Here is a 25,728-nt window from a genome sequence, read left to right on the forward strand (position 1 = left end):
GGGAGCTCGGCCGTTATGCACGTGGCGGCAACATTTGCAGCAGGCGCCGGTGCAGGCACCTGCCGATTGAGAGCCCTTACCAATCCGTCGGCGCATAGTCCTTGAGGAACTGCCCCCACACATGCTCGCCGGTGTTGGCGCCGTGGATGATGGGGTCGACGATGCGCGCGGCGCCGTCGACGATGTCCAGCGGCGGGTGGAAGCGTTCCTGCTGGACCTTGAGTGCGGCGATGTCCGCCGGATCCTCGTCGGTGACCCAGCCGGTGTCGACGCTGTTCATGTGGATGCCGTCGTTCTGGTAATCGGCCGCCGAGGTGCGAGTCATCATGTTCAACGCGGCCTTGGCCATGTTGGTATGCGGATGCCGGGTGGTCTTGAAGTTGCGGTAGAACTGCCCTTCCATCGCCGAGACGTTGACGATGTGCTTGTCGCGCTCGGGCGTGCGCAGCATCAGCGGTTTCAGCCGCGCGTTGATGATGAAGGGCGCGATGGCGTTGACCAGCTGGGTTTCCAGCAGTTCCACCGAGGGCACTTCGTCCATCAGCAGGCGCCAGGAGTTGCGCCCGCGCAGATCCACCTGCTGCAGGTCCTGATCCAGCCGTCCGTCCGGGAACAGATGCTGCTGGCCGACCAGCTCATCGTCCAGCAACGCCACCTGCGACAGCTCGGCGGCGCGGGTGAGGCCGTCGGCGCCGTCCAGGCCGCGGCCATGCACCGCCGGTAGCGCCATTGCCGAGGCATCGCGCAGCAGTTCGGGCGTGCGCAGGCCTTCGTAATGGCCGACCAGATTGCGTACGGTTTCCGGCAACTCATGCAGCGCGGCGGTTTCGCCGGCCATCATGTGCGCGTAGAACTGCGGCGGGCGGCGCACCGTCTGGCAGGCGTTGTTGATGATGAAGTCCAGCCGGTCGCGGGTGGCCAGCAGCTGGCTGCAGAACGCCTCCACGCTGGGGGTGTGGCGCAGATCCAGGCCGAACACCTGCAGGCGATGGCCCCATTCGTTGAAGTCCGGCTCCTGCGCGTACCTCGCGGCCGAGTCGCGCGGAAAGCGCGTGGTGACGATCAGTTCCGCGCCGGCGCGCAGCAGCTTCAAGCCGGCCTGGTAGCCGATCTTGACCCGTCCGCCGGTCAGCAGCGCCACGCGTCCGCGCAGGTCGGCAGTTTCGGTGCGCTTGAAGTAGTTCAGCTCGGCGCAGGCCGGGCACATCTGGTCATAGAAATGATGCAGCTGGGTGAACTTCTGCTTGCAGACGTAGCAGTGACGCAACTCCGGCGAATGCGTGGGCTCCGGTGCGGCAGTGGCATTCTGGCCGTTGTGCGCGTCGTGCAGACCGGCGGCATGCGGCGGGAAAAAGTTTGGCGTGCTGAACACCGGTTTGCGCCGCAGTGCGCGGATGCCGCGCTGCTCGAGCAGCGCTTCGGCCTTGCGCACCTTCTCCTGATGCCGCTCGCGCTCGCGCTGCTTGAGCAGCTGCCGCCGCGCCTTGGGCTCGGGGTGATAGACCCTGGCCACCACCTGATGCAGCCGCACGCGGTCGGCCTCGGGCAGCGTGTCGAGCACGCTGCGGTCGGCCTCGATGGCCTCCAGCAGGTCCAGCGCCGCGCGCAGGCGGTCGGTCAGGGGCAGGTCGTCGGCGGGCGGGGGTGGGGCGTTGGTGTTCAAGATGGATCCGAAAAAAGAGCGACAGAAGGCGGAGCGCATGCAGCGGGGCGGCGCGGTGGACGTGATGGATGGCCGCCAGCGGCCACGCTGGCCTGGACCGCTGCCGCCGCAGGCCGGAGCGTCCGGACCGCGGCTATTTTCGCCGATCCCGAGGTGTTGATGCCAATGGCGTGCCAAGGCAGTGGAAGCGGTGATGACTCCGGTGCCCAGGGTGCGGCAGCGGGCCAGCCAGATCGCCGAGCTCAATGCCGATGCCTGCAAGAAGGCGCAGGCCTGCTACATGGTGCCTTCCGGCACGTCGGTGATTGCCAGGTAGCGCGCGCTGCCGGCCGACGGCAACGCGGGGTTCCTGTTGCCTTGCAGCGGTGGGTCTTCGGTCTGCAAACGCTGCTGGCTGCTCGCGTCCGCTCACGCCACCACGGCCGCTCACGCACTCTCCAAACCGGCTGGGCTAGGGTTGCGGCCTATTGCGGTAGCGGAGAAGGCAGCATGGGCCTGTTGGTCGATGGCAAGTGGCAGGACAGTTGGTACGACACCGACAAGAGCGGTGGGCGTTTCGAACGCTCGCAATCGCAGTTCCGCAATTGGGTGACGCGCGATGGCAGCCCCGGCCCGCATGGGGACGGTGGCTTTCAGGCCGCTCCCGGGCGCTATCACCTGTATGTGTCGCTGGCCTGCCCGTGGGCGCATCGCACATTGATCTTCCGGCGCCTGAAAGGTCTGGAGTCGATGATCGACGTGTCGGTGGTGCACTGGCTGATGGGCAAGCAGGGCTGGACGTTTGCGCCAGGGCCGGGCGTGGTAGGCGATGCGCTCCACCAGGCGCAGCATCTGTACGAGGTCTATCTGAAGGCGGATCCGCAGTATTCCGGGCGCGTGACCGTGCCGGTGCTGTGGGATCGCGAGCGCAACACGGTGGTCAGCAACGAGTCGGCCGACATCATCCGCATGTTCAATAGCGCCTTCGACGCGGTTGGTGCTGCGCCCGGCGATTTCTATCCGGCGCCGCTGCGCGAGCAGATCGATGCGATCAATGCGCGCGTGTACGACACCGTCAACAATGGCGTGTACAAGGCGGGCTTTGCCACCACGCAAGCTGCGTACGAAGAGGCGGTGGTGCCGCTATTCGAGAGCCTGGATTGGCTGGATGCGCGCCTGGGCCAGCAGCGCTACCTGTGCGGCGACCGGCTCACCGAAGCGGACTGGCGGCTGTTCACCACGCTGGTGCGTTTCGACGCGGTGTATGTCGGCCATTTCAAGTGCAACCTGCGGCGCATTGCCGACTATCCGCAGTTGTCCGGCTACCTGCGTGAGCTGTATCAGATGCCGGGTATTGCAGACACGGTGAATTTCCAGCACATCAAGCATCATTACTACCAGAGTCACGACATGATCAACCCCACCGGCATCGTGCCGCTGGGGCCGGTGCTGGATCTGCAGGCGCCGCACGGGCGTGGCGGCTGATGCAGCTATTCGCCGAATGCTGCCGGATATCCACGTGCTGCCCTAAGCTGTGCGCCTTCGATACGAACAGGGGTGATGTGTGCTGAATCATGTGATGGTGGGATCGAACGATATCGCGCGATCCAGGCAGTTTTACGATGCGGTGCTCGGCGGCGTCCTGGGTGCCGCCGAACCACTGGTCAATCCTGCCGGCTCGGGCCATGTGCGCCTGTTCTATCGCCATGCCGGCAGCACGTTCGTTGTCAGCGAGCCGATCAACGATGCGCCCGCGACCAGCGGCAACGGCGCCACCGTGGGCTTCAGCTGCGGCTCGCCCGAGCAGGTGCAGGCATTCCACGACGCTGCGGTGGCGGCAGGTGGGGTGTCCATCGAAGATCCACCGGGCGTGCGTGAGAGTCGCATTGGGCCGGTCTGGCTGGCCTACGTGCGCGACCCGGACGGCAACAAGCTCTGTGCGATCTACCGGCCTGCGTAGGCTGTGAGACTTGCGCCGCTGCGGCTGCCGCAGCGCGACCGCGCACCGGGTTATCGCTTCGCTATGGCGACGGTGGAACAGCCGTCGCCATAGCACGCCCTGTGGTTGCAGTGGGCGACAGGCTTAGGTGAGGGACGTCGCGCTAGTGCTTGGCCGCATCGCGCATGATCAACGTCGCCGCGCCTACCGTGATCGCGTCTTCGACCACGCCGGTGCTGGTCTGGCCGTAGCGGTCGATCGCACGCATGCGCAGGTTGAAGGTGAGGTAGGCGGCCGCCACTGCGGTGGACGCGCCCAGCAGTGCGGCGACGCCGCGCTGATGGCGCGGAGCCAGGGCCGCGCCGACGATCACGCCGGTGGCGATGCGCGCGATCATGCCAGGCAGCACGATGCGGTCGGGCGCGGTTTTCATCTTGTCGCCTGCCAGCTCGCCGCCGGCAAGCGCGAGCATGCCGGCCGACGCCAGCGGATTGGCCAGCAGCGGCGGTGCGCCGTTGTCGGCAGGAAGCTTGCCGGTACGCGCAGCATTGGTGACCGCCGCCAGCGGCGTCATCGAGCGCATGCCGGCGACGGCGCCCATCAGGATGGAATGAATCAAAGCCATGTACACCTCTGCATGTACTCAACAATCGCAGGCGGAATGCGCTGCGTGCGGCACGCTGTATGGATGTGCACACACTAGGACGGCGCATGTATGGGCCTTGGCAAGAGCTTGTGCATGCCGTGCATTGGCGGTGCCCCCAGCACTGGATGTGCTTGCGATGCGCTGCCGGGGATGTATCGGCTTGCGCCGCGCAATCAGGCGCGCGGCATTGCACTCAGGGTGCCTTGGTGCCCAACAGGAACTTCAGCCCATGGGTGATGCCGCGCGGTGCGACACTCAGGTGATCTTCGTCGTTGAGCACCTCCAGCTCCAGCTGCAGCGACGGATACTGTCTCGCGCGCAGCGTCTGCACCAGGTTCCTGGCATCGATCACCATGTCGTACTGCTTGTTGTAGCGCACCTGCTCGTACTCGCCGACGTACATGTAGACCCGCGCCGGCGCATCGGTGTGTACCGCGGCGAAGCGCTTTTCCTGCGCGGCCGTGGCGTGCTCGCCGTACCAATACGAGGGGCTGCCAAGCAGATAGCCGGAAAACATCTGCGGTGTGCTCAACAGGATCTGGGTGCCGAGCAGGCCACCGTAGGAATGCCCGAGAAACAGGCGCCTGCCTTCGTCGGTTCGGTAGCGGCCGGCAATGAAGGGCAGCACCTGCTGGCGCAGGTAGGACGCGTAGGCCGTACTGCCACCGTGGGTTGCATTGGGAGGTGCGGTGCCGCCATTTTCCAGCGTCGGGGTGTAATCGCGCCGCCGGCTGGGCATTGGCTCGTCGCCCACCGCGTAGGACAGCCCGACCAGGATGAAGTCCTTGATCGCCGGTCCGTCGCCGTTCAAGCGGCGCGCGATCTGCCGCACCACCGGGAACGCATAGTCGCTATCGGTGACGTAAAGAACCGGATAGCGACGCTCCGGGTGGTCGGCGTAGCCGGCCGGCAAGCCGACAACGACCTGATAGCGACGGCCTGATGCCGGATCCGGGACATCCCAAACCTGGCTGTCGACAATCTCGTACGGCTGGCCTTCGCCGCGTTGCCCAGCTAGCGCGGTGGCCATGGCCGCTTTGGCAGGTGCCGGTGTTTGCTGCGGCACAGCCGCCTTTTCCTGCGATGCGGGTGGTGCATTGATGCAGCCAACCAGTGACAAAGCGAGCAGCCCTGCCGGCAATGCCTTGTTCAACATGCTCTCCTGACCACGCGCGGCATTCCCGCGCATCAATTCAAACGGCCGACATACGCCAGCACGGGAGCGGCCGCCATATCGTTCGGGTTGGTGCCGGGCAGGCCTTGTGGCACGTCCATGCCCTTGCTGCGGTAAAAGTCGGTCCAGTACTGCGAGATCTTGCCGGTCTGCAGGTTCTTGAAGTTCATCGGTTGCAGGGCGAAGACGTGCCGTGCGCGGAACGCGCGTTCGATGAAGTCCGAGCAGTAGTAGCTGTTGTCGTCCTGCACGTAGGTCTGGTTGTAAGGCTTGCCGAGCATGCGCCGTGCCTGCGCGATGGCGCCGGGGATCGCATTGCGCTGTTCTTCCGTCAGCCGGTACACATGGATCTGCCGATGCTTGGCGTTGGCTTCTTCGACGAATGCCTGCAGCGGCTGCTGCCGCGAGCCTTGTTCGTCTGCGTGCAGCAGCACCTGTCCGGTAGCGTCATGGGCGAGCAGTGCCACATGATCGAAGCTGGGGGCATCCTGCCTGGCGGTGGCATCGTCGATGGCGCCGCTCAGGCCGGTGCGGGCGGCGGTGACGAACAGCAAGTCGCCGTCCTGCAGCTGTACGGCGATGGAGGTGGTGGGCAGCAGTGCCAGTGCAAGCACGGCGAGCAAGAAGAGGGTGCGCATGGGAGGCCGGCAGGTGGTGCAAGGGCTACCATTATCGCCAGGAACGCGGGCCGGCTGCCGATGCGCGATGCGCTCTGTAGAATGCAACTGCCAGCGGGCGTCGCCGCCGCCATCGCGTCGCGGCAATCCCTGTCCGTCTGGAGTGCTGCATGCGTGCTTTTTCTGCGTTGTCGCCGATCGGCCGGCTGTTTGCGGTGGCCGCCTTTATCGAGGGGCTGACCTGGGCCGGGTTGTTGCTCGGCATGTTGCTCAAGTACGGCACGCACACCACCGAGCTTGTGGTGTGGCTGTTCGGGCGCCTGCATGGCGCGGCCTTCCTGTTCTATGTGGCGGTCAGCGTGCTTGCCGCGCTGCGCTTGCGCTGGCCGTGGTGGGCGTGGGCGCTGAGCCTGCTGGCCGCGTTGCCGCCACTGGTGACGGTGCCGCTGGAAATGTGGTTCCGGCGTATCGGTCTGTTGGGTGTGCCGACGCGAACTGTCGGCTGAGCGCGTCGGGGCGAACCCCGATGCGGCGTGATCGCCATTGCAGTTGAGGTGATCGACCAGCGCATCCGCTGTGTATGGGCGCCACTGGCGATCGGCGTGGTAGAGCCTGCACCTGCCGGACGATGTGCCGGCTGAGACAAATCGACGGGTTGGTGCGCATCGGTTCGGGGATGCTGGGGTTCTCGGGCACTCGGTGCTTTCGCAGATAGCACGGCAGCGTTCTCGAGAGCATCGATCATCGGTGCTGTCCCGTTGTGGCAGCAGGCCGGCAGTCGCTGTGTTCAATGGCAAGCGTTGATGGAGCGTCCAACGCGTCCGGGTTCGGGCATCGGTGGTCGCAGTCCGGCATGGACCTAAGGCGAACGGATCCATTGGACCACACGCAGGTGACGTAAACAGAACGTCTGGATCCGAGAACCAGCGGTCCGGATCTGGCGGTGACATTCCTCGATTCATTGGTTGACAGCATCAGGAGACGATCCATGCAAGCGCAGAAGAAGCCGTTTTTTCCCTTTGCTCTGAGTTCGGCCCCGCAGGTGACCAGCATCGCGAGTGCGATCGGTACCTCGCGTGTATTGGCTGCCGTCTCCAACGATCCCTTGCCCATCGATCAGCAACTTGCAAACGCATTCAATGCCAATAATGCGGTCATGGCCTATGTCTTGGGCATCGGCAATACGCAGTTGCCAACGATCTCGCCTTCGCCCACGTGGTACAGCACGTTCCAGACAGCGTTCAGCGATGCACAGATTCACGCCAATGGCTGGTATCCGATTGCGACCAATCTCGTCAGTATCCCCAACTCGATTGCGGGCTATGGCATTTCCTTCAATGTCAGCATGTCCACCATCAATTCCCTGGTGGCGGTGCTGCAAAACGATCCGACCAATGCCGCTGCGATTGCTGCGCTGAAGTCTCAGTTCGGCAGCATGATTTCCCAAATCACGTCCTATACGCAGAGTGCGGTGAATGTCCAGCAGTCCATCACTACATTCAGCAATAACCTGACCTCCGATGCGGCAGTGCTGGCGCAGGCAGTCGTTGACTCGACCAAGGAGCAGGAGGTGGATCAGGCCAAGATCGCTGCGTTCAAGGCCGATATCGCGTCGCTGCAGTCGGAGATCAGCCATTGGCAAACCGTCGAGACGGCATCTGCGATTGCGGCAGGTGTCGCCTTCTTTACTGGCGCGGTGATTGCAATTTTTTCGTTTGGGATCGGCTTGGCATTCGGGATCGTCGCTGCCGCAGCACTGATCACGACGATGGTCATCGCATCTAACAAGATTCAGGCGTTGAAGAGCCAGGTAGAGGCCGACAACAGCAATATGAATGCTGTGACCCAGCAGGCGGCGAGCCTGGCGGTGCTGAATGACCAGGTCAATGGATTGATCGCGCTTTCGCAGGCTGCCAGCACGCAGATTTCCCTGGTGTTGCAGGTCTGGCAAGAGCTTGAGTCCGAGTTGAATACCGTGGTGACGGACTTGACCAACTGCAACGGAAACGTCACCAATTTGAACCTGCCACAGCTTCAGTCCAATCTGAATTCCGCCAACCAGGATTGGCAGACCTTGGTGGGACTGTGCAATACAATCGCCTCGATCAAGTACAACCAGGCAACGCCCGCCACCGCGACGATTCCCGACCCCGCCACTGCCTGACGATCGGCATTGCATGGTTGGATGAGGTGGCTGCATTGCCGAGCCACGTGCATCGGGTCGCCATGGACTGGTGAGCATGTGGCCGGGCTGGCGGAGGCGTGTGGATGTCCACACTCTTCCGTCAGCCCGCCATCTGAAGCGCGTCGGCGGCCAGCGATGTTCCGCTTGCCGGTGCACAGCGCAGTCGTCATCAGCAGGTTCCAGCGCTGTGGAAGCGTACAGCGCCAGTACGTACGGCTGGCGCCACAACGAGCGGCGCGTGTGGCGGTTCGTTGTCTGCACGCTGCTGCATTGGCGTTCTAAGGAGAGGTGCCGTGCACGTCGCTCAGTTCTTGGGCATCGGCTTCATCTGGTAGTCGGCCGGTGGCGTGGCGCCGAGCAGGTGTTGCACGAAGTAGTCCCAGCGGCGGCGGCTGACATACGGGGTGAGCTCGCCGTAGCCGTGCTTGGCGTTGGGCAGCATCAGCATGTCGAAGGTCTTGTTGGCCTTGATCAGGGCATCGGCCACCAGCAGGGTGAGATATGGCGGCACGTTGTCGTCCAGGGTGCCGTGCACCAGCATCAGCTTGCCCTTGAGTTTGCTGGCGTGGGTGGCGTTGGCCTGATCGTCGTAGTTGGAGCTGCCGTCCTTGTTGACGATGTGCTCGCCGTGATACTTCTCGGCCCAGTCGTCCTCGTAGCCGCGGTTGTCGTGGTTGCCGCTTTCCGACCAGGCCACCTTGAAGAAGTCCGGGTAGCGCAGCATCGCGGCGGTGGATGCATTGCCGCCGCCGGAGTGGCCCCAGATACCGACGCGGCCCAGGTCGATCCATGGATAGCGCTGGCCGAGTTCCTTCAGACCGGCCACCTGGTCGGGCAGGGTGTTGTCGCCCATGTTGGCGTACCAAGTGTCGTGGAAGGTCTTGGAGCGCCACGGTGTGCCCATGCCGTCGATGGCGACCACGATGAAACCCAGCTCCGCCAGCGATTGATTGTCGCCATGGCCGGCAAGGAAACTGCGGCCGCGGACCGAACCGGTCTGCGGGCCGGGATAGACGTAATCGATGATCGGGTACTTGCGCGCCGGGTCGAAGTTGCTGGGCTTGAACATCAGGCCGTACAGCGTGGTCTTGCCATCGCGCGCCTTGACCGTGATCGGCTCCGGCGGCACCCAGCCGGCCGCCTTGAGGCGGCTGATGTCGGCAGTGGCGATCGTGCTGACCGTGCGTCCGTCGCCGGCATCGCGCAGCAGCGTGACCGGTGGAGTGACCGAGGTGGAGTAGGTATCGACAAAGCGGGCGCCATCGGGCGCCAGCGCAATGCTGTGATCGGCGACTTCTGGCGTGAGCAGCACCGGCTCACCACCGTCCAGGCTCACCTTCCACAGCTGCTGGTAGTACGGGTCCACGCCCGGGCTGCGGCCGACGCCGACGAACCACGCGGTGCGCGTCACCGGGTCCACGCGCAGCAGTTCGGTGACGTTGCCCTCGCCGGTGGTGATCGCGCGCTTGGGCTTGCCGGTGGCCAGGTCGTAGAGATACAGCTGGCCCCAATCGCTGCGCTCGGAAAACCACACCGCCTCGTTGCTGCCGGGCAGGTACGCCCAGTTGGCGGCGACCTGGCCGCTTTCGTAATAGGTCTTGGCGGTTTCGTCGAAGGCGGTGCGCACGTCGCCGGTGGCGACATCGGCAATGCGCAACCAGGCCTGCTTGTGGAAGCGCGAGGTGGACACGAAGGCCAGCGTCTTGCCGTCCGGCGCCCACTTCACATCGTCCCACAGGCCCGGCGAGCAGCTCACGTCATCGCACAGGGTGGAGCGGTGCTGGTCGGGCGGCAGTTTCAGCCGCAGCACGCTGCGCGTGGGCACGTCGATGACCACGCGCTCGATCATGGTCACGTCCTTGTCGCCGGCCAGCGGGTATTTCCACGACTGCAGTTCCGGATGCCCGAGCTTGGTGCTGACCAGGTACATGTCGCCGGTCTTGCGCTGGTCCTGCTGGAAGGTGGCGATCTTGCGCGAGTCCGGCGACCACGCAACGATGGCGTTGTCGCTGTGCTGCCAGCCGGCGTTGTCGGTGGCATAGCCGAAGTTTTCCACGCCGTCACGGGTGAGCTGGGTCTCCTGGCCGCTGGCGAGATCGCGCACCCACAGGCTCCAGTTGCGGATGAAGGCTTCGCTGCGCTTGTCCGGCGACAGCACGCCCGGCTCGGCCATGTCCTTTGCATACAGCTTGCTGCAGCGCGCACGCGCATCGCAGACCACGGCGGTGTCGCGCACGTTGAGGCGGTAGCGGCCATCGGCGGTGCGCTTGACCACCGGGGCGAAGGTGTCGGCCTTGAGCGGCTTGTCGCCGGTCTTCAGCAGCGTATTGAGCGAGGCGACCAGCGCGGACTGCTTGAAGATCGGCGCGCTCTTGCCGGTGGCGGTGTCCAGCTGCAACAGCTGGTTGCCCTTGGCATCGTGGTCGACATAGACCACGTGGGTGGCGTCCAGCCAGTCGATGCGGGTGGCTTGGTGATCGACCAGCGGTTGCGCCAGATAGCTGGTGAGGCGCTCGGCGCGGGCGTAGTCGGCCTCGGTGACGGCAGGCGTCTGTGCGCTGGCCAGTGCCGGCAGGGTGGCCAGGGCGATGGCGACGAACAGCTGCCGCAACGGCAAGGGGGTGGGCATGAAAGACTCTCCGGGACGAAAGGAGCGCGCAACGCGGTCGGCGCGACCGTCCGATGCTACCCGCCAGAGGGGCCGGGCGCCTCTGCCAGAAGTCGTGTTCGCGCCATTGTCGACTGGGGCGGGCCGCACGCGTTTCGGCGACCGAAGCGGGGCGGACCTGTGATGGAGCGGTTGCCGAGCGCATCGGCCGGTCCGGCACCGCCACAGCGTGACCGATGAGGTTCGTCGAGCGCGATGCCCATCGAGGCAGATCACACCCGTGGAGCGCACGCGCGCCGGTGATCGGCCAGCCACTGACTGCGGGAATATCCCGGCATGAACTACGCTTCCCGGCGTCCACACAGGGCCATTGGGCACGATTTGGGTTTACTGAATGCACGCAACGTTGACTGGAGGCCGTCTGATGTCATGGTTCCGCCGCTTGGCACTGTCCCCCTTCATCAAGGCGCACCCGCCGCGCAAGACGCAACCTGCCCCGGCGGATCTGATTGCCGCCTATGCGCCGGTGCTGCCTGCCAGCCTGCTTGAACTCTGGCGCCAAAAAGGACTGGGGCACTATGGCGACATGCAACTCGCGCTGATCGACCCCCGGCAATGGCAACCGGTGCTGGATCGCTGGATCGTCTCGCCACCCGATGCGGTGCGGCGTATTCCGATCGCGCTCACCCCCTTCGGCGCGCTGCTGTACTACCGCAAGCTGACCGCCACCGACGAAGACGTGGTCTACCTGGACCCGGTCTCCAAAGCCGCCGCTGACCTGAGCTGGAGCCTGGACGACTTCTTCAACCAGTCCCTGTGCGAGGCGGAATTCTGCGACTCCCTGATCCCATCGGCCCTGCTCGCCACCGCGCGCAAAGAGTGCGGCGCACTGGCTGCGGGCGAGGTCTACGAGATCGATCAGATGATGTTTTCGATGCAGATGTTGCGGGTCAACAAGGTCGATGCGTTGGCGCTGCACAGCCGACTTGGCGATGCTGTCGACGGCCCTGCAACCGTCGCCGATGCACCTACGACCAATGGCGAGGCATTGCCCGCAGCGCAGCGCTCTATGTTCGAGGGCCTCTTCAACGAGCCACAGTGCAGCAACGACCTGCACGGCGTGTACCTTTCGTCGTATATCGATTGGCATCGCATGCTGGCGATCGAGCCCAATGGGCAGTATCGCCTGCTGTTTTGGAAAATCGATCATCGCAGCCTTGCACGCACCGATGTGCGTGCGTATGCGGGCCGCTACGAGGTAACGCAGACCGAGATTGGCGACGAACACGTGACGCTCGATATTCGGTTGCGCAGCGACTCCAGTGGTAGCGATGCCAACGATGCGCAGCTGGTGGTCATGCGCTCGGGTACCGACATGTTCCTGCTGCGCGCCGACGAGCTGGCAGACATGGCAACGGCCATGGATGGCGCGAAAACGCTGGGCCGCAGCGAGTACTACTTTCGCAAGGTGAGGTTGGGCGATGCATTTGTCGAGGAGCCATCCGGTGGACGCGCTGCGCCCCCGCTTGCCGATCTTCCACGCGCGTTACAGCAACGGGTGACTGCCGAAGCGATCATCGCCACCATTACCCATGTGGACGACGTCGACCCCGACGCTGAAGACGACGGCGCCGGCACCGTCATGTGCACACTGGACCGAGGCCAGGACGATGGGCTGCGCATGAACATGCCGCTGCGCTCGCCGCCAGACACCGGGCGCGCCCTGTATGGCTGGGTCTGGGAGATGCACCCTGCCGCGTGTCGGGTCGGCATCAACTATCAACGCGGTAGCGATGGCAAGGTGGAACATGGCCCTGTTGTCGGCGATGTGCTGACCAGTCGCCTGAGCGGGGAATGAGATGGCGGTGCGCAGCGCAGGCAGTGCTCGCAGCGCGGCAAGCCAGTCGCTTACTTGCCCATGCAGCGCTTCCAGCGCTCGTTCACCCGTTGCGCGAACCAGGCGGTGGTGAGGGTGCGGGTGATCTTGGGGCTTTCCAGCGTGATGCCGGGCAGCACCGCGCGCGGCAGCGGCTTGCCGGCACTGCGCTCGGCCAGCGCGAATACCTGGCGATACAGCGCGGTGTCTTCGAAATCGGCTGAATTGCCGGATTCCAGGGCGCGGCGTAGCTGCCGGTCGCTCATCGCCAGCTGGCTGCCCAGGGCGCGTGCGGCGCGCTCGGTGCCGCCGGGTGCATCCAGGCCGGCGCCGGGTGTCAGCAGGTCGCCGTCCAGGGTCAGCGCGATGCCGCTGGCCTTGCTCAGCGCCGCCTGGAAGGCGGCATTGCGGCTGGCGTACCAGCCGGCATTGAAGTCGGCAAAGCGGTACAGCAGGGCGTCGTAACTGGCTGGATACCCGAGCAGGTGCCTGGTGCCGAACCACAGCCCGCCGCGACGGCTGAACACCTCGTGGCGGATCGAGTCACCGGGCGGATACGGGTAGCGCTCGGCATGCTGCTCGGCAAACGCGATGCTGACCTGCATCGGCCCGGCGGTATGCACCGGGTTGAGCCCGTCGAATAAACGCGCGCCCAGCGGCACGCTGCCGGTGAAGTCTTCGAAGATGCGGCTCAGCTCCTGCTCGGTGCGCGCGCTCGCGATGCGCGTGGCATAGCTGCGGCCGTCGGGCGAGTCGATACGCAGGGCGGCATCGACCATGAAGCCGGGAATGTGATGCGCGCTGGCGCGGCGGTCGATCTCGGCGCGCGAAATCTTGCCGAGATTGGGTACCACCGGGTTGGCCTGGTAGGTCGACTCCTGCTCGGTCACCGCCAGCACCGCGCAGATGTGCTCGGCGCTGGTGTCCAGCCCCTGCGAGGACAGCGCCACGTAGACATCGTCGGCCCAGCCGTTGCGATCGCCCAGCGTGGCCGGGAGGCGCCGCGCGATGTCGGCCTTGACCGCGTCCGGGGAGCGCTGTGGCGCACGCGGCGCCTGGGTGGCGCAGGCCGACAGCAAGGCGACGGCGAGCAGCGTGAGCAGGCGGGGCAGGCGGAATGTCACGGCGTCTCCAGGATCCGGGGGGCGGCAGCAGGTGCCGTGCCGCAGTTTACGTGGCTGTCGCGGGGTGGTTGCATGCGGCGATGTGCAGCAGCCGCGACGGCGCGGGTCGCCCGCAGGGCCGCAGCGCTTGCCAAGGGGCACGGCCGCAGGCCGCGGTCATGCGATCTGCCGGCCGATTCAAGCCCGCTGCACGCAGGCCGCTAACGATCTTGAGGCATAGCGTGGCGATCACATGACCTGCCGTGTTCGCCGGTCATCATGACCGCGTGTTTTTGCATCGAAGTGGCGTCATTCAGACGCCGACATCGCCCCGATTCCACCGCCAGCCAACCATGGGAGAGCTCGAGTGCCGCAGCAACCAGCAAACCCGATGCGGGCCGGGCGGCGCTTGCTGTGCACGGCAGCCATGCGGTGTGGCTCATCGTTGCCGTGAGGTGTCGATGAGCAGTGCGACGCCACGCTGGCGGCGCATGGTCATGGGGATGGCTGCAATGCTGTTCAGCGCGGCGCTGTGGGCGCAGCCGCAGCCGTGGAAGAGCATCGAGACCGCCGCGATCGACGACCCCAGGGCCGCCTTGCAGGCCGCCCAGGCTGCGTTCGAGCGTGCCCGCAGCGATGGCGACGCCGATGCGCAGTTCTGGGCTTCGCTCGCGCAGGCGCGGGTGCTGATTTCGCTGGAAGAGACCGAGCGCCGCCAGACAGCCCTGGCCCAGGCGCATGCGCTGCTGGAACGGGTGCGCGGCAACGCGGCGCAGGCGCAGCTGTGGCTGGCGATCGTGCAGGCGCTCAGCGATGTGCGCGAGAGCCCCAACCGCGGCATGCTGGCGCGGCTGGAAGCGCTGCGTCAGCAAGCGCGCGCGCTGGGGCGCAACGATCTGCTGTGCGAGATCGAAGCGGTCGACATGTGGAGCATGCTCGCCTCCGGCAGCAGCGACGAGGCCTGGAACGCGGCGCAGGCCAGCTACCAGTGTGCAGTGCGCGAACACAACTTGAGCCTGGAGCTGGATGCCTTGACCCAGCTCGGCTCTCTGGCCAGCCGGGTGGGTGGCCGTTCGGCGGAAGACAACGATGCCGAGGACTATCTGCAGCGCGCCCTGGCGCGCCTGCGCGGCCAGCCGGCACGCTTCCAGCGCAGCCTGATCGAATACGAATACGGCACCTCGCTGGCAGCGCAGCAGCCGGACGCGTCGCTGCTGCATTTCAGGCGCGCGCTGGCGCTCAGCCGCGAGCTGGGCGATCAGGCCGGCGTGGCCGCGGCATTGACCAGCGCCAGCGAGGTGCTGATCGACGCCGGCGATGCCACCGCGGCACTGGCAATGGCGCGCGAGGCGCTGCCGTTGATGCAACGCCAGGGCAATGTCGGCCGCGTGGCCGCCTGCCATGCGGTGTTGTTGCGGGCATTGACCGCGCTCAAGTCCGGCAGCCTCGGCATGGAGATCATCGCGGCCCGGGCAGCGGACGATCCCAATCTGCCGTTGGTGCGGCGCGCGCGACTGCTCGATGCCATTGCCCAGGCACTGGCAGCGGAGGGGCGGCATGCCGAGGCCTACCAGGAACTGCAGCGCGCCAACACGCTGCGCGCGCAGAGCCTGGATCGCCAGCGTGACACCGTGATGCTGCGCCTGCAGGCGCGTTATGAAGATGCACGCCGTGGCGCGGAAACCGCCGAGCTGCGCCGCCGCAGCGAGACCGCGCAACTGGCGTTGCAGGCCCGCGAAGCCGGGCAACGCGCCTTGTGGATTGCGCTCTGCGCGGCCTGCCTGCTGTTGCTGGGCGCGCTGGTGGTGCTGGCCTTCGGTGCGCGCCATCGGCGGCAACTCTCGCGGCTGGCGATGCGCGACGAACTCACCGGCCTGCCCAATCGCCGCGCCATTCGCGCCGAGGCGCAGCAGCAGGTCGAGCAGGCGGTGCGCTCGCAGGTCCCGTGCATGCTGGCATTGATCGATCTGGACCACTTCAAGCTGATCAACGACATGCATGGCCACGCCGCCGGCGATGCCGTGCTCAAGGCACTTGCCAGCGCCTCCAGGCTGGCGCTGCGCACGCAGGATCGGCTGGGCCGGCTGGGCGGGGAAGAGTTCCTGCTGGTGCTGCCGGGCTGCAGCGCAGAGGAGATTCCGGCGGTGTTCGCACGGCTGCGCAACGCGGTGGCCGCGATCGAGATCGCCGGCCTGCCCGCCGACCAGCCGGTGCGCTTCTGCATGGGCGCGGTGAGCGTCACTGCGGGGAGCGGTCTGGATGTGCTGCTGGGGCAGGCCGATCTTGCGCTGTACGCCGCCAAGACCGCCGGGCGCGATCAATGGGCAGTGGTTTGACTGCTGCATGCGCGGCTGCGCGGCGCTGGCTGCGACATCTGCGCGGGGCTGCGGCACAATCGTGCGGTGGCGCTGCCACGTTGCCTTCCGTCGATTGAGCGAACCGAGACCGCATGCGAACCGATAGCCGTCTTTCCCGCATGCTGCATGTGCTGTTGCACATGGCCAGAAGCCAGCAGCCGATGACCTCCGAGCAGATCGCCGGCATGCTGTCGACCAATGCGGTGGTGGTGCGTCGGACCATGGCCGGCTTGCGTGCTGCCGGCTACGTGCAGTCGAGCAAGGGCCACAACGGTGGCTGGCATATCGCGTGCGACCTGACCCAGGTGACATTGCTGGACGTGCACCGTGCAGTGGGCGGCCCGCATCTGTTTGCGATCGGCGCCGATCACCCCAACCCGCAATGTGGCGTGGAGCGCGTGGTCAACGCGGCCATCGCCGACGCGCTGGCCGAGGCACAAACCGTGTTGCTGCAGCGCCTGGGCACGGTGACGCTGGCAACGCTGGCGGACGAGTTCGATGCACTGTGCACGGCAGCCTCGCTGCCTGCCGGTCTGCCGACAGGCAGACGCAGGCGCTGACGCACACCAGCTGTTGCATGCGCCGTTGTACATGGCGTGCAGCCGGGATGGCAGGCGCGCGGTGTGCCTGTGCTTGCAGTCCCGTGCGTCGCGTACGCATGTGCTTTGCGGCAGCTGGTCGGCATCGATCGCAGACAGGGCGCGCTTAGCCAGGCGCAATCGCCAGGACGCTGTCGGCTCCTGGCGTGGCGTGTATGTGCGCACCCGCGCAGCATCGCCACGCCGCACTGCCCACTGCTCTCAGGCGATGACGCGAACAGAAGCCGATCACGGCAAGCGTGACAGCGGGCAGCGCATCAACCCTCGGTCGCACACGCAATCCGTCAGCCATCGAGCAGGTAACCACGTCTGCACAGCGCGGTTGAATCGCCGGTCGTTTAATGTAACATCGAAAAGTACATAAGGCGGATTTCAACCGAGAGCGGACATGCAGCACGACGTGATCATCATTGGCGGCAGCTATGCCGGACGGTCGGCCGGGCTACAGCTGGCGCGTGCCCGGCGTACGATCCTGGTGATCGATAGCGGCCAGCGCCGCAATCGCTTTGCCACCACCTCGCACGGGTTTCTCAGCCGCGACGGTGCATCACCTGCGCAGATTGCCGAGACCGGACATGCGCAGCTGCTGGCCTATCCGAGCGTGCAATGGGCCGACGGCCAGGTGATACAGCTACGCGGCGAGGCGGAAGCCTTCGAGGTGACGCTGGCCGATGGCTCCACGCATACCGCGCGTCGCGTTGTTTTGGCGATGGGGGTGGTCGATCGTCTGCCGGCGCTGGCCGGCCTGGCGCAGCGCTGGGGAACGCAGGTGTTCGTCTGCCCGTACTGTCACGGCTATGAGCTGGGCCAGGGGCGCATCGGCGTGCTCGCCACCTCCGCCTTTGCGGTGCATCAGGCGGCCATGCTGCCGGACTGGGGTGCAACACAGCTGTTCTTGAACGACGCGGTGGTGCTGGAAGAGGCACAGCACGCGCACTTGCAGGCACGTGGCGTGCACGTGGTGGGCGGCGCAGTGGCGGCGCTGCAAGGCGACGGCGACGTGCTGGAGCTGGTGTTACGCGATGGGCAGGTCTGCGCGTTGGATGGCTTGTTCATCACCACCCAGACCGAACTCAGTGCCTTGGTCGCATCGCTGGGCTGCAGTACCAGCGATGGGCCGCTGGGCCGTCATATCGCGGTGGATGCCATGCAGGCCACTTCGGTGCCGGGTATCGCTGCCTGCGGCGATGTGGCCAACCCGGCGGCATCGATCGCCTTTGCGGTTGCCAGCGGCGCAATGGCCGGCGTGGCAACGCATCGCTCGTTGATGTTCGGTCTGAGCAACTGAGCGGCGTGTTGCGATTTCCCCTGCAGACCATGCCGGCCTGCAGGAAAAATCGCGGCTGCGCTGCTTACTGGCTGACTTCCTGCATCGCAATCTTGTGCTGCTTGGAATACGCGCGCTGCGCGGTATTCAGCGCTTCCATATTGGTGTTGAGCTGGGCGGACACGGTTTCCAGATCCTTGGCCAACGGCGCCAGCTCGGCGTTGCCGTAGCCGTTGGGCAGGGCGGCCACGCGTTCGAGCGCGGCCATCATCGCGTCGGCACTCTTGAGGTAGGCCGTCAGCTTGCCGTCCAGGTCCTTGGCGTTGTCGGGCACGCCCGAGGCCACGGCGGTATTGGCCTGCGCGTTGGCGGCCAGTGCCTTGCGCTGGCTGCCCAGTGCGGTCTTGTAGCTGTCCAGCGGCTTGTGCGCGACGGCATCGGCCACCAGGCTCTGCCCGCGATCACCCGACACCCACGGGTCGATGATGGTGACCGCGCCATTCCAGACCGAAATGTTGTGCAGCAGGTAGTCGCTGGAGGAGAGCTTGGAGGCGCCGGTGGTGGTACCGCCACCGCAGGAAGCCAGCAGCAGACTGAGAGAGACAAGCAGGAAGGTGGTGAACGTCTTCAAAGCGAAAGATCCTTGGTACGAGGCCGTTGTTGCCACTGCATGGCGAAGACGGCAAAAACCCCAAGGAAGCGCCCGGACAATCCATGTTGCACTGTTGCTGGCCATCTTCCCTGAGACGAATGCAGCGTGGAGCATTCCATTCACTCTGAGCGAGTGCGCTGCGCCATCAGTATAGCGGCCGCGTGCAGCCGGCAGGTGCGTGTCATGCGCTCGTTGCGCGACCACCAGGTGCTGCATGCGTGCGATGGATGGCCTCGGCCGGTTGCGCTGCGCGTAAACTGCGCCGCCACCATCGAACCGATGCCTGCGTGAAAAAGAAGCGGCCCAAATCACCGCCACCTGCGCCAGCTCCCGCAGCATCCCGGATCCACGAATGGATCATTGGCGGGGGAGCCGTTGTCGTGGCGATCGCCTGCTGCATGCGGCTGTGGCTGGTGCTGGAGGCGATCGTCACGGGGCGCTATATCAGCGTCATCCGCGGCCGGCCGACCAGAATCTTCTACGCGGATGCAGACCCGCAGCGGTTCTGGATCGCCGTCTGCTGGGATGCGTTGCTGACCAGTGTGCCGTTGGCGCTCATCGCCTGGTTCACCTACGTTGCCTGGACGACGTACCGACGCGGCAGGCGATGACCTGCGCGGTGGTTGCACAGCATGCGCAACTGCGGTGCCGTGCTGTCGACGACGACGCGGCTGCGCAGGCGTGCGGCAAGCCGCTGTTTGGTACACGGTGTTGATCAGCCGTCGGGTCACAAGGCCGTGGCAACCGTTTGCGCCGATCGATGCCTGCGCATCATGCGGCCATCAGGGCTGTGTCTGCTTTTGCTTTTGCTTGCGTGATGGCGGCTGCGTCTCGCGCTTGGGCCAGGTGTCATAGCTGTAGACGAACTGCTTCTGATCGGCTCCCATGGTCGGGTCGCAGTGCCAGGAAGTGGCGACGCTGCCGGGTTCCAGCACGCCATCGACTTCGCGCACGGCCTGCGCTTCGAACGCGCAGATCGCCCCATACAGCTTGATATCCCAGTCCGGCGCAGAGGTGGGGTGGGCGTGTTGCACCAGCACGATGTCGCTGCCGTGGAAGTGGTGCACCTGGGCGCCGTGTTCGCGATTGATGCTGAAGTAGCACGGTGCGCCGATGCCCAGCGGGAGCACTTCGTCATCGCGCAGGATTGCGCACTTGCCGGCGTGTTCGCCCAGGCGAATCGTACGCCCGGCAAGGACCGCGGTGGTCACCGGATGGCGGGTGGTGACTTCGGACATGGGCTGCGGCGGCGGCGACGTCTGCGGCGCGGTCTGCGCGTGTGCGCCGGTCATCACCAACAGCGCGGCGAGCAACCAGGTCGGAAAGCGGATGCGCATGCAACGTCCTTGTCGTGGGCGCTGCAGTATCGCAGATCCGTTTGCTGGTCAGGCGTGGCTGGCACACCGGCTGCACTCCAGGCAGACGGAGGCGGCCAGCGCCCGGGTCGGCATCTGCCTGCTGCATTGCGGCTTGGCGTGCAGCGCTAACCTCCAGCTGGCGGCGACTGGCTACACGTTTTCGGTTGCGGCAAACATCCTGCAATCAGCGCCGCGCCGGCAGCGTCGCCAGCACACCATCCAGCGCCAGTTGCGTGCTGAAGCCGGCCTTGCTCAGGCGTTTGCTCACTTCGTTGGGCACATCGCGCCCGCTGGTGAGCCGGTTGGGCGCACCGGTGTAATGGAATAGGCGCCCGCCACGACGCAACACCCGCGCCAGCTGGTCGTAGAACAGCTGCGAATACAGCTCGCCGGCAATGCCGAAGCGCGGCGGGTCGTGCAGGATGGCATCGACCGAATCGTCTGCCAGCGTGGTGATGTACTGCGAGATATCGGCGTGGGTCAGCTGCAGGCGTCCGCCGTAGGCGGCATCGTCCGGGTCCGGCGACCAGGGATTGAGCGTGCGCAACCACAGTACGTCGGCATTCTTTTCGAACGAGTGCAGCTGCGCCACCCCGGCCTCCAGGCAGCAGGCGGCGAAGTAGCCCAGCCCACCGCAGGTATCCAGCACGATCTTGCCGCGCGGGTCGACCAGCGCCACCTTGCGGCGCGCATCGTCGAACGGCGACAGCTGCGCCGACGGCAGCATCTTGATGCCATCGATCTCGAAGGTGGGCGCACCCCATTCGGTGGGAACGAGCTTGATCAGCGCACCGCTGAAACGCGAGATCGGGGCGAAATCATCACCGTCCCAGAAGTACAGCGTGCGCTCCTTGAACTTGCCCGGATACGGGTAGCCCCTGCCGCGCCACTGCCAGGTCTGCGCATCCAGCTGCGCGGTGCCGGTACTGCGGCCCAGGTCCAGCGAGCCGGTCCATTGGGTCAGACCACTGCCGCGCGCGGCAAGCAGCGCCTGGGCATCGGAGGAAATGAGTAGTGGGCCGGAGTAGTGGGGCACGAGTCGCTGGTCTGGTGGGCGCGCGTCACGCGCGCTGCGGGTGCGAGGGATGGACTGGCATCGTAACCGACCCCATCGCGCATGCGCATCCAGCGCACCGTCGGCACGGTGGCGCGGCAGTGCAGCGGCGATATCTGCAGCGACGTGGAGCGGCGGGTCGTCTGCAATGGCGTGCCGGTGGTGATGCATGAGCCGTCGTGCCCGGATGCATGCGCCGATTCCTCTGGCGCACGCCGCACCGCATACTGCGCACTGCCCCCGTCGACATGTTGTCCGATTGGCGCCAACCGTGGAGGATCGGCAATGCTGAAGGGTGTGTTGTTGGGGTTTGCCTGTTATGCAGCCTATTCGATCAGCGATGCGTTCGTGAAGCTGCTGGAAGGCACGCTGCCGGTCTACGAAGTGCTGTTTCTCGGTGCACTGCTGATGCTGGTGGCTGTGCCATTTTTGAAGAAGCCGGACGACCGGTTGCGCGAACTGGTGATGGCCAAGCAACCCAGCCTGTGGCTGTTGCGTGCGCTCACCGGTGCCATCGGCAATCTGACCTCGGTGATTGCGTTCACCACCTTGCCGATGGCCGAGGCGTTTGCGCTGATCTTCCTGATGCCGATCTTCGTCACCGTGCTGTCGGTGGTGTTTCTCAAGGAAGAAGTGCACTGGCGGCGCTGGTCGGCGGTGATCGTCGGCTTCATCGGCGTGTTGATCGTGCTGCGCCCGGGCTTTCGCCATCTCACCCACGGGCATGTGGCCGCGATCGTGTGTGGCCTGGTCGGTGCGATCTCGGTCATCACGCTGCGCATGGCCGGGCATAGCGAAAAACGCCTGACCTTGTACGGCGCCGGGGTGATCGGCCCGTTGGTGATGGGCGGGATCATGATGTTGCCGACGTTTGTCTGGCCCACGCTGTATCAGTGGGGGCTGTTGGCCGGCTACGGCCTGCTTGCCGGCCTGGCGGCGATCTGTTTGATGTACGCCACGCGCATGGCGCCGGTGAGCGTGGTTGCGCCAACGCAATACAGCCAGATGCTGTGGGCGATCGCCTTCGGCTACCTGCTGTTTCACGACCACCTGGACTGGCCGATGGCGGTCGGCATCGCCCTGATTCTGGGCGCGGGCCTGTTCACGCTGATCCGCGAGGAGCAGGTGTCGCGGTGGTGGCGGCGGACGAAGATTGTTTGAGGGCGGCGCTGTGCGCCGCGGGAAGGGGGAGTCGGGAATGGGGAATCGGAACCGCGCTGCTTCGAACTGCTGCGCTGCGCTGGATGCTATTACGATTCCCGATTCCCGATTCCCGATTCCCGATTCCCGATTCCCGATTCCCGCTACGGCGCAGTGGATTCCTTGCGCGGTGCGCGCCAGGTTTCAACGATACGCGCGTACTCGCCGCTGGCCTTGCTCAGGTGCAGCCACTGGTCGACGTACGCTTTCCAGGGCTGGTCGTTGCGCGGTAGCAGGAAGGCTTTTTCGCCGTATTGCAGCGGCTGCTCCGGTGCGATTGCGCACAGGCCGGGCAGGCGTGCCTGCTGGTGGAGCGCTTCGGAGGCGTCGGTGATCATCACGTCCGCGCGCTGCTGCAGCAGCTCCTGGAAGATGGTGGTGTTGTCGGCGAACAGGCGCAGGTGCGCGCGCGGCAATTGTTGGCGCGCGAAGGCCTCGTTGGTGCCGCCGGGCGGTTCGATCACGCGCACCTCGGGGCGATTGAGTTGCGCGAGGCTGCGGTAACGCGCCTGGTCGGCGCAGCGCACCAGCGGAATCTTGCCGTCCACATCCAGCACCGCACTGAAATTGGCCTGGCGCTGCCGTTGCAAGGTGACCGAAATGCCGCCGACCGCGATATCGCAGCGGTCGGCGAGCAGGTCGGTCATCAGTTGCGGCCAACTGGTGCGGACGAACGCCACGCGCGCGTCCAGACTGCCGGCCAGTGACTGCACCAGGGCGATATCGCTGCCCTCGAACTGCCCGTCGGCACGCAACAGCGAGTAGGGGCGATAGTCGCCGGTGGTGCAGACCCGCAGCACGCCGGATTGCAGCACCGCATCCAGGCGTGAGGCAGGCTCGGGCGCGGCTGCGTGCGCAAGGCCGCAGCTGAGCAGGAACGCAAGGCAGATGCGATGGCGCATGACGTGGCCTCGGAAAGTTGCGGCCATGATAGTCGCGGCCGGTACGACGTGGTCGACGTCAACGGCATGTCAGCACGATCCTGCCCGGGATCACGGTGCGGTAGCGCTGCGATGCGCACTGTCGATGCTTCATTCGAACCGATCGGAGTCACCCCATGCAGCTCAATCCACGCACTGCGCGTCCGATGACCACCGCCATTGCCGGGCTGTCGGCACACGGCACGCCCGATCCGGATACCAATGAAGACCAGATCCCGCTGGAAGAACAGACCCCGCAGCAGGGCGGCTTGCGCGAGGAGGTGGGCAATCTGGAAGAAGACGACGATCAGGCGTTGCCTGGCCGCGTCGGTGGCGGGCTTGCGGGTGGTTGATGCGGGTGGGCAAGAGCGGTTAACCAAGCACTTGAGTAGCCACCGGGTATGCGCGGCCGGCACTGAGATTCTTTCAGCACCGCCTGGAGGTTGCCAGACCGGATGGTCGAGGGCGCGATGCCCTCGTCAAGGAAACTGCACATGCCCGGGTTCGAAGTACACCGGCTTGTTGCCATCTTCGGGTAGCGCGGGGATCGTATCCAGGATGGCCTTGCCGCGGATATCGGTGATGCGAATGGACAAGGGCTGGTTGCCGAGCTGCTCGCCGAGAAAGTGGTTGTAGTCCATCTTCTGCAGGCTCTTCCAGTTGTTGCCTTGTTTCACTTCGAACTTGACGACCGGGTATGCGTGATTGCGCACCTGGATCGCGGCCCACCAGCGCGAGCTGCCTTCCTTGATGCGGTATTGCACGTTGCCGGTGGTCGGCGCGCGCACGATCTTCCAGCTGATCGGGATGCGCCCCTGCACGGTGTCGCCGATGGCAGCGAACGCGTTTGGCGATAGATCCAGGCCGCCCGATGCGCCCTCCGGGTACAGGTCGGTGACGTAGACGACGGTCTTGCCCTTGGGTCCGGTCACTTCCAGATAGGCGCCAGCCAGTGCAGCCCTGACCCCGCCGAAGTTCATCTGGGTCGGGTTGAGTGCAGTGATGAAGGCATTGCTCGGAATCGGATCCAGCAGCACCGCCCCGCCGGAATAGCCGGAGCTGGTGTAGGTCGCGGTGCCGGTGAAGGTGCTGTTCCAGCCAGTGGCCTTGCTGGCATCCGCGGCAGCGGCCGTCTTTGCCGATGGCGGGGCGGCGCTGGCGCTCGTCAGCCCCCAGGCCTGATGCAGGACCTGCAGCTTGTCGGCACGCGGACTCCCATCACTGGCGAGCAGGCCACCGTTGTTGGCATTGCCCACCTCCCAACTGCCGAGCACGGCACTGTGCATGCCGGTGTTGCTCAGATACCCGCTCAGTGCGTGTTGCCATGCCCGGTCGCGTGGATCGCCATCGCCCAGGCCGCCGCCCAGGCTGACCGGCAGCACCGCGTGATCGGCCGAGAATTGTCCGAAGTCGCGCTGCCAGCTCGCCGGCAGGCTGCGCGGAAAGTCGGCCGCTGCAAATGCGTCCGCCGCGTCGCGATCCGGCCCGGCCAGCTTCGGCATCAGCAGCAGATGTGCGGCCGGAATGCGCAGCGGCACGCAGGCGAGCGGCTGCAGATTGCTGCCGGCGGCCTTGCGTGCGGAGTCGCTGCAGAGCGCGTCGTTGCCCACGCCCTCCACTCCGATCACCCAGGCCGGCGCCTGCTTCAGCACTGCCGCCGCCGCCCGCGCAGCGATGCGGTTCCAGTCGGCGTCTGCCGCATTGCCCGCCCAGTTGGCATTGCGGTAGCCGCTGCTGCCCAGGTCGATCCCGAGCACGCCCGCGGTGCTGCCGTAGCGGCGCGCGAGCAGGCCCAGGCCCTCCATCCAGGCGTCGTGCTGCGTGCCTAACTGCGGCGCCGCGTCATCGCAGCCGCCATCGGCAAAGGCGAGCAGTACCTGCATGCCGCGTTGGGTGCTGGCGCGCACCACGGCATCGAGCAGTTGCAGGGACGTGAGGCCAGCCAGCGCGGGGTCGCCGGCTAACTCGGCGGCGGCCACCGGCCTGGCCTGCAGGGTTGCCGCGCAGATCGGCACGCGCACGGTATTGATGTCCGACCCCTGCATCTGATCCAGCAGTTGCTGCAGCGTATTGCTGCGCAGTCCGGTGGCCACAAGCGCTGCGCGATCGAAGCCGGGCCAGGTCACGCCGCGTACCTGCAGCGCCTGGCCGCGCGCATCGGTGAGGTGTCCGCGTGCGTCGACCTGCACGGCCAGTGCGGTCACGGGAGTCAGCAAGGCCAGGCCAAGCAGTAGATGCGTATGCGCGCGCATGGGAGTGTCCTGAGGAATGGCCTGCGCAGGAGACCAGCGATCGTCATCTGCGGTCCGTGCGCCGGGTCAAGGAAGCGGGCAGGAGTGTGGGGGCTGCGGCAGGCAAGCAGCCGCACTGGAATGGGGATCGCGGTTTGTGCGGGATGCCGCGCCGCCGTTGTCGGCGGTGTGCGCTGATGCATCGCCGGCCAGCGGTGACCATGCTGCGTTGCGCTGGTGACCGACGTAACGGCAGGCATGGCGTGGACGTGGTCGAAAGGCTGTGCTCGTGCGCTTGCA

At 65.8% G+C, this 25,728-nt stretch carries 22 protein-coding genes and 1 pseudogene; 12 read left to right on the forward strand and 11 right to left on the reverse strand.

The window, feature by feature from the left end; genetic code table 11:
* Window positions 1-76: 76 nt before the first annotated feature.
* Entirely contained in the window at window positions 77-1,663 is a 1,587-nt protein-coding gene (locus KHN93_RS03330) for an SDR family NAD(P)-dependent oxidoreductase (protein WP_115043063.1), read from the reverse strand.
* 223 nt (window positions 1,664-1,886) lie between these two features.
* On the opposite strand from KHN93_RS03330, the pseudogene KHN93_RS03335 reads away from it, so the two are divergent.
* From KHN93_RS03335 to KHN93_RS03345, 3 genes and pseudogenes are all read left to right on the forward strand, one after another.
* Window positions 1,887-1,979 (forward strand): annotated as a pseudogene (locus KHN93_RS03335) (SPFH domain-containing protein); the annotation flags it as partial.
* 173 nt (window positions 1,980-2,152) lie between these two features.
* The gene (locus tag KHN93_RS03340; protein ID WP_039513158.1) at window positions 2,153-3,127 is read left to right on the forward strand and encodes a glutathione S-transferase family protein; all 975 of its coding nucleotides are present in this window, start codon (window positions 2,153-2,155) and stop codon (window positions 3,125-3,127) included.
* Between the two features lie 79 nt (window positions 3,128-3,206).
* On the forward strand, window positions 3,207-3,602 hold the full coding sequence (locus tag KHN93_RS03345) for a VOC family protein (protein ID WP_039523268.1): 396 nt from the start codon (window positions 3,207-3,209) through the stop codon (window positions 3,600-3,602).
* A gap of 142 nt (window positions 3,603-3,744) precedes the next feature.
* On the opposite strand, the gene KHN93_RS03350 is transcribed toward KHN93_RS03345, so the two are convergent.
* The 3 genes from KHN93_RS03350 to KHN93_RS03360 all read right to left on the reverse strand — a co-directional run bounded on the left by KHN93_RS03350 (window position 3,745) and on the right by KHN93_RS03360 (window position 6,039).
* The gene (locus KHN93_RS03350; RefSeq protein WP_024937826.1) at window positions 3,745-4,206 is read right to left on the reverse strand and encodes a membrane protein; all 462 of its coding nucleotides are present in this window, start codon (window positions 4,204-4,206) and stop codon (window positions 3,745-3,747) included.
* Between the two features lie 214 nt (window positions 4,207-4,420).
* Window positions 4,421-5,383, reverse strand: coding sequence for an alpha/beta hydrolase (locus tag KHN93_RS03355; RefSeq protein WP_211922005.1), 963 nt, complete (start codon window positions 5,381-5,383; stop codon window positions 4,421-4,423).
* 32 nt (window positions 5,384-5,415) lie between these two features.
* On the reverse strand, window positions 5,416-6,039 hold the full coding sequence (locus tag KHN93_RS03360; RefSeq protein WP_046345605.1) for a YiiX/YebB-like N1pC/P60 family cysteine hydrolase: 624 nt from the start codon (window positions 6,037-6,039) through the stop codon (window positions 5,416-5,418).
* Window positions 6,040-6,188: 149 nt separating this feature from the next.
* On the opposite strand from KHN93_RS03360, the gene KHN93_RS03365 reads away from it, so the two are divergent.
* Together KHN93_RS03365 and KHN93_RS03370 are read left to right on the forward strand one after the other, a co-directional pair.
* Window positions 6,189-6,524, forward strand: a complete 336-nt coding sequence (locus tag KHN93_RS03365) for a DUF3817 domain-containing protein (RefSeq protein ID WP_211922007.1) — start codon at window positions 6,189-6,191, stop codon at window positions 6,522-6,524.
* Window positions 6,525-7,006: 482 nt separating this feature from the next.
* A complete protein-coding gene (locus tag KHN93_RS03370) occupies window positions 7,007-8,182 on the forward strand; it encodes an HBL/NHE enterotoxin family protein (RefSeq protein WP_104623450.1) in 1,176 nt (391 codons plus the stop codon).
* Between the two features lie 325 nt (window positions 8,183-8,507).
* Here the strand turns inward: KHN93_RS03370 and KHN93_RS03375 are convergent, their stop codons facing one another.
* Window positions 8,508-10,832 (reverse strand): S9 family peptidase, encoded by a 2,325-nt coding sequence (locus KHN93_RS03375; RefSeq protein WP_211922008.1) that lies wholly within the window; start codon window positions 10,830-10,832, stop codon window positions 8,508-8,510.
* Window positions 10,833-11,235: 403 nt separating this feature from the next.
* Here KHN93_RS03375 and KHN93_RS03380 point away from each other — a divergent pair, with 403 nt between their 5' ends.
* Complete coding sequence (locus tag KHN93_RS03380; RefSeq protein ID WP_211922010.1) at window positions 11,236-12,669, forward strand: GAD-like domain-containing protein; 1,434 nt, start codon at window positions 11,236-11,238, stop codon at window positions 12,667-12,669.
* 50 nt (window positions 12,670-12,719) lie between these two features.
* Here KHN93_RS03380 and KHN93_RS03385 read toward each other — a convergent pair whose 3' ends face one another.
* Window positions 12,720-13,811 (reverse strand): DUF1615 domain-containing protein, encoded by a 1,092-nt coding sequence (locus KHN93_RS03385; protein ID WP_211922012.1) that lies wholly within the window; start codon window positions 13,809-13,811, stop codon window positions 12,720-12,722.
* A gap of 440 nt (window positions 13,812-14,251) precedes the next feature.
* Here KHN93_RS03385 and KHN93_RS03390 point away from each other — a divergent pair, with 440 nt between their 5' ends.
* The 3 genes from KHN93_RS03390 to KHN93_RS03400 all read left to right on the forward strand — a co-directional run bounded on the left by KHN93_RS03390 (window position 14,252) and on the right by KHN93_RS03400 (window position 18,034).
* Window positions 14,252-16,126, forward strand: coding sequence for a GGDEF domain-containing protein (locus KHN93_RS03390; RefSeq protein ID WP_211922014.1), 1,875 nt, complete (start codon window positions 14,252-14,254; stop codon window positions 16,124-16,126).
* Between the two features lie 113 nt (window positions 16,127-16,239).
* On the forward strand, window positions 16,240-16,707 hold the full coding sequence (locus KHN93_RS03395) for an Rrf2 family transcriptional regulator (RefSeq protein WP_039523292.1): 468 nt from the start codon (window positions 16,240-16,242) through the stop codon (window positions 16,705-16,707).
* A 427-nt stretch (window positions 16,708-17,134) separates the two neighbouring features.
* The gene (locus tag KHN93_RS03400; protein ID WP_211922017.1) at window positions 17,135-18,034 is read left to right on the forward strand and encodes an NAD(P)/FAD-dependent oxidoreductase; all 900 of its coding nucleotides are present in this window, start codon (window positions 17,135-17,137) and stop codon (window positions 18,032-18,034) included.
* Between the two features lie 64 nt (window positions 18,035-18,098).
* Here the strand turns inward: KHN93_RS03400 and KHN93_RS03405 are convergent, their stop codons facing one another.
* Window positions 18,099-18,644, reverse strand: a complete 546-nt coding sequence (locus tag KHN93_RS03405; protein ID WP_211922019.1) for a hypothetical protein — start codon at window positions 18,642-18,644, stop codon at window positions 18,099-18,101.
* A 308-nt stretch (window positions 18,645-18,952) separates the two neighbouring features.
* Between KHN93_RS03405 and KHN93_RS03410 the strand changes: the two genes are divergently transcribed.
* Complete coding sequence (locus KHN93_RS03410; protein ID WP_230584020.1) at window positions 18,953-19,276, forward strand: hypothetical protein; 324 nt, start codon at window positions 18,953-18,955, stop codon at window positions 19,274-19,276.
* Window positions 19,277-19,447: 171 nt separating this feature from the next.
* Here KHN93_RS03410 and KHN93_RS03415 read toward each other — a convergent pair whose 3' ends face one another.
* Window positions 19,448-20,002, reverse strand: coding sequence for a hypothetical protein (locus KHN93_RS03415; protein ID WP_244812200.1), 555 nt, complete (start codon window positions 20,000-20,002; stop codon window positions 19,448-19,450).
* Between the two features lie 205 nt (window positions 20,003-20,207).
* The gene (locus tag KHN93_RS03420; protein WP_308409815.1) at window positions 20,208-21,110 is read right to left on the reverse strand and encodes a class I SAM-dependent methyltransferase; all 903 of its coding nucleotides are present in this window, start codon (window positions 21,108-21,110) and stop codon (window positions 20,208-20,210) included.
* A gap of 252 nt (window positions 21,111-21,362) precedes the next feature.
* Here KHN93_RS03420 and KHN93_RS03425 point away from each other — a divergent pair, with 252 nt between their 5' ends.
* Entirely contained in the window at window positions 21,363-22,238 is an 876-nt protein-coding gene (locus KHN93_RS03425; protein WP_016902964.1) for a DMT family transporter, read from the forward strand.
* A 143-nt stretch (window positions 22,239-22,381) separates the two neighbouring features.
* On the opposite strand, the gene KHN93_RS03430 is transcribed toward KHN93_RS03425, so the two are convergent.
* Complete coding sequence (locus KHN93_RS03430) at window positions 22,382-23,179, reverse strand: transporter substrate-binding domain-containing protein (protein ID WP_211922021.1); 798 nt, start codon at window positions 23,177-23,179, stop codon at window positions 22,382-22,384.
* A gap of 155 nt (window positions 23,180-23,334) precedes the next feature.
* On the opposite strand from KHN93_RS03430, the gene KHN93_RS03435 reads away from it, so the two are divergent.
* Window positions 23,335-23,550, forward strand: a complete 216-nt coding sequence (locus KHN93_RS03435) for a hypothetical protein (RefSeq protein WP_104623442.1) — start codon at window positions 23,335-23,337, stop codon at window positions 23,548-23,550.
* Window positions 23,551-23,676: 126 nt separating this feature from the next.
* Here KHN93_RS03435 and KHN93_RS03440 read toward each other — a convergent pair whose 3' ends face one another.
* Entirely contained in the window at window positions 23,677-25,449 is a 1,773-nt protein-coding gene (locus KHN93_RS03440) for an expansin EXLX1 family cellulose-binding protein (RefSeq protein WP_211922023.1), read from the reverse strand.
* Window positions 25,450-25,728: the final 279 nt, after the last annotated feature.

Source organism: Xanthomonas arboricola pv. juglandis (assembly GCF_905367715.1).
Taxonomy (GTDB): domain Bacteria; phylum Pseudomonadota; class Gammaproteobacteria; order Xanthomonadales; family Xanthomonadaceae; genus Xanthomonas; species Xanthomonas arboricola.

Coding starts and splice junctions, on each gene's coding strand:
- KHN93_RS03350 (WP_024937826.1), bottom strand. CDS start 4,206: ATGGCTTTGATTCATTCCATCCTGATGGGCGCCGTCGCCGGCATGCGC.
- KHN93_RS03355 (WP_211922005.1), bottom strand. CDS start 5,383: ATGTTGAACAAGGCATTGCCGGCAGGGCTGCTCGCTTTGTCACTGGTT.
- KHN93_RS03395 (WP_039523292.1), top strand. CDS start 16,240: ATGCGAACCGATAGCCGTCTTTCCCGCATGCTGCATGTGCTGTTGCAC.
- KHN93_RS03435 (WP_104623442.1), top strand. CDS start 23,335: ATGCAGCTCAATCCACGCACTGCGCGTCCGATGACCACCGCCATTGCC.
- KHN93_RS03370 (WP_104623450.1), top strand. CDS start 7,007: ATGCAAGCGCAGAAGAAGCCGTTTTTTCCCTTTGCTCTGAGTTCGGCC.
- KHN93_RS03415 (WP_244812200.1), bottom strand. CDS start 20,002: ATGCGCATCCGCTTTCCGACCTGGTTGCTCGCCGCGCTGTTGGTGATG.
- KHN93_RS03430 (WP_211922021.1), bottom strand. CDS start 23,179: ATGCGCCATCGCATCTGCCTTGCGTTCCTGCTCAGCTGCGGCCTTGCG.
- KHN93_RS03390 (WP_211922014.1), top strand. CDS start 14,252: ATGAGCAGTGCGACGCCACGCTGGCGGCGCATGGTCATGGGGATGGCT.
- KHN93_RS03375 (WP_211922008.1), bottom strand. CDS start 10,832: ATGCCCACCCCCTTGCCGTTGCGGCAGCTGTTCGTCGCCATCGCCCTG.
- KHN93_RS03340 (WP_039513158.1), top strand. CDS start 2,153: ATGGGCCTGTTGGTCGATGGCAAGTGGCAGGACAGTTGGTACGACACC.
- KHN93_RS03425 (WP_016902964.1), top strand. CDS start 21,363: ATGCTGAAGGGTGTGTTGTTGGGGTTTGCCTGTTATGCAGCCTATTCG.
- KHN93_RS03400 (WP_211922017.1), top strand. CDS start 17,135: ATGCAGCACGACGTGATCATCATTGGCGGCAGCTATGCCGGACGGTCG.
- KHN93_RS03365 (WP_211922007.1), top strand. CDS start 6,189: ATGCGTGCTTTTTCTGCGTTGTCGCCGATCGGCCGGCTGTTTGCGGTG.
- KHN93_RS03380 (WP_211922010.1), top strand. CDS start 11,236: ATGTCATGGTTCCGCCGCTTGGCACTGTCCCCCTTCATCAAGGCGCAC.
- KHN93_RS03440 (WP_211922023.1), bottom strand. CDS start 25,449: ATGCGCGCGCATACGCATCTACTGCTTGGCCTGGCCTTGCTGACTCCC.
- KHN93_RS03360 (WP_046345605.1), bottom strand. CDS start 6,039: ATGCGCACCCTCTTCTTGCTCGCCGTGCTTGCACTGGCACTGCTGCCC.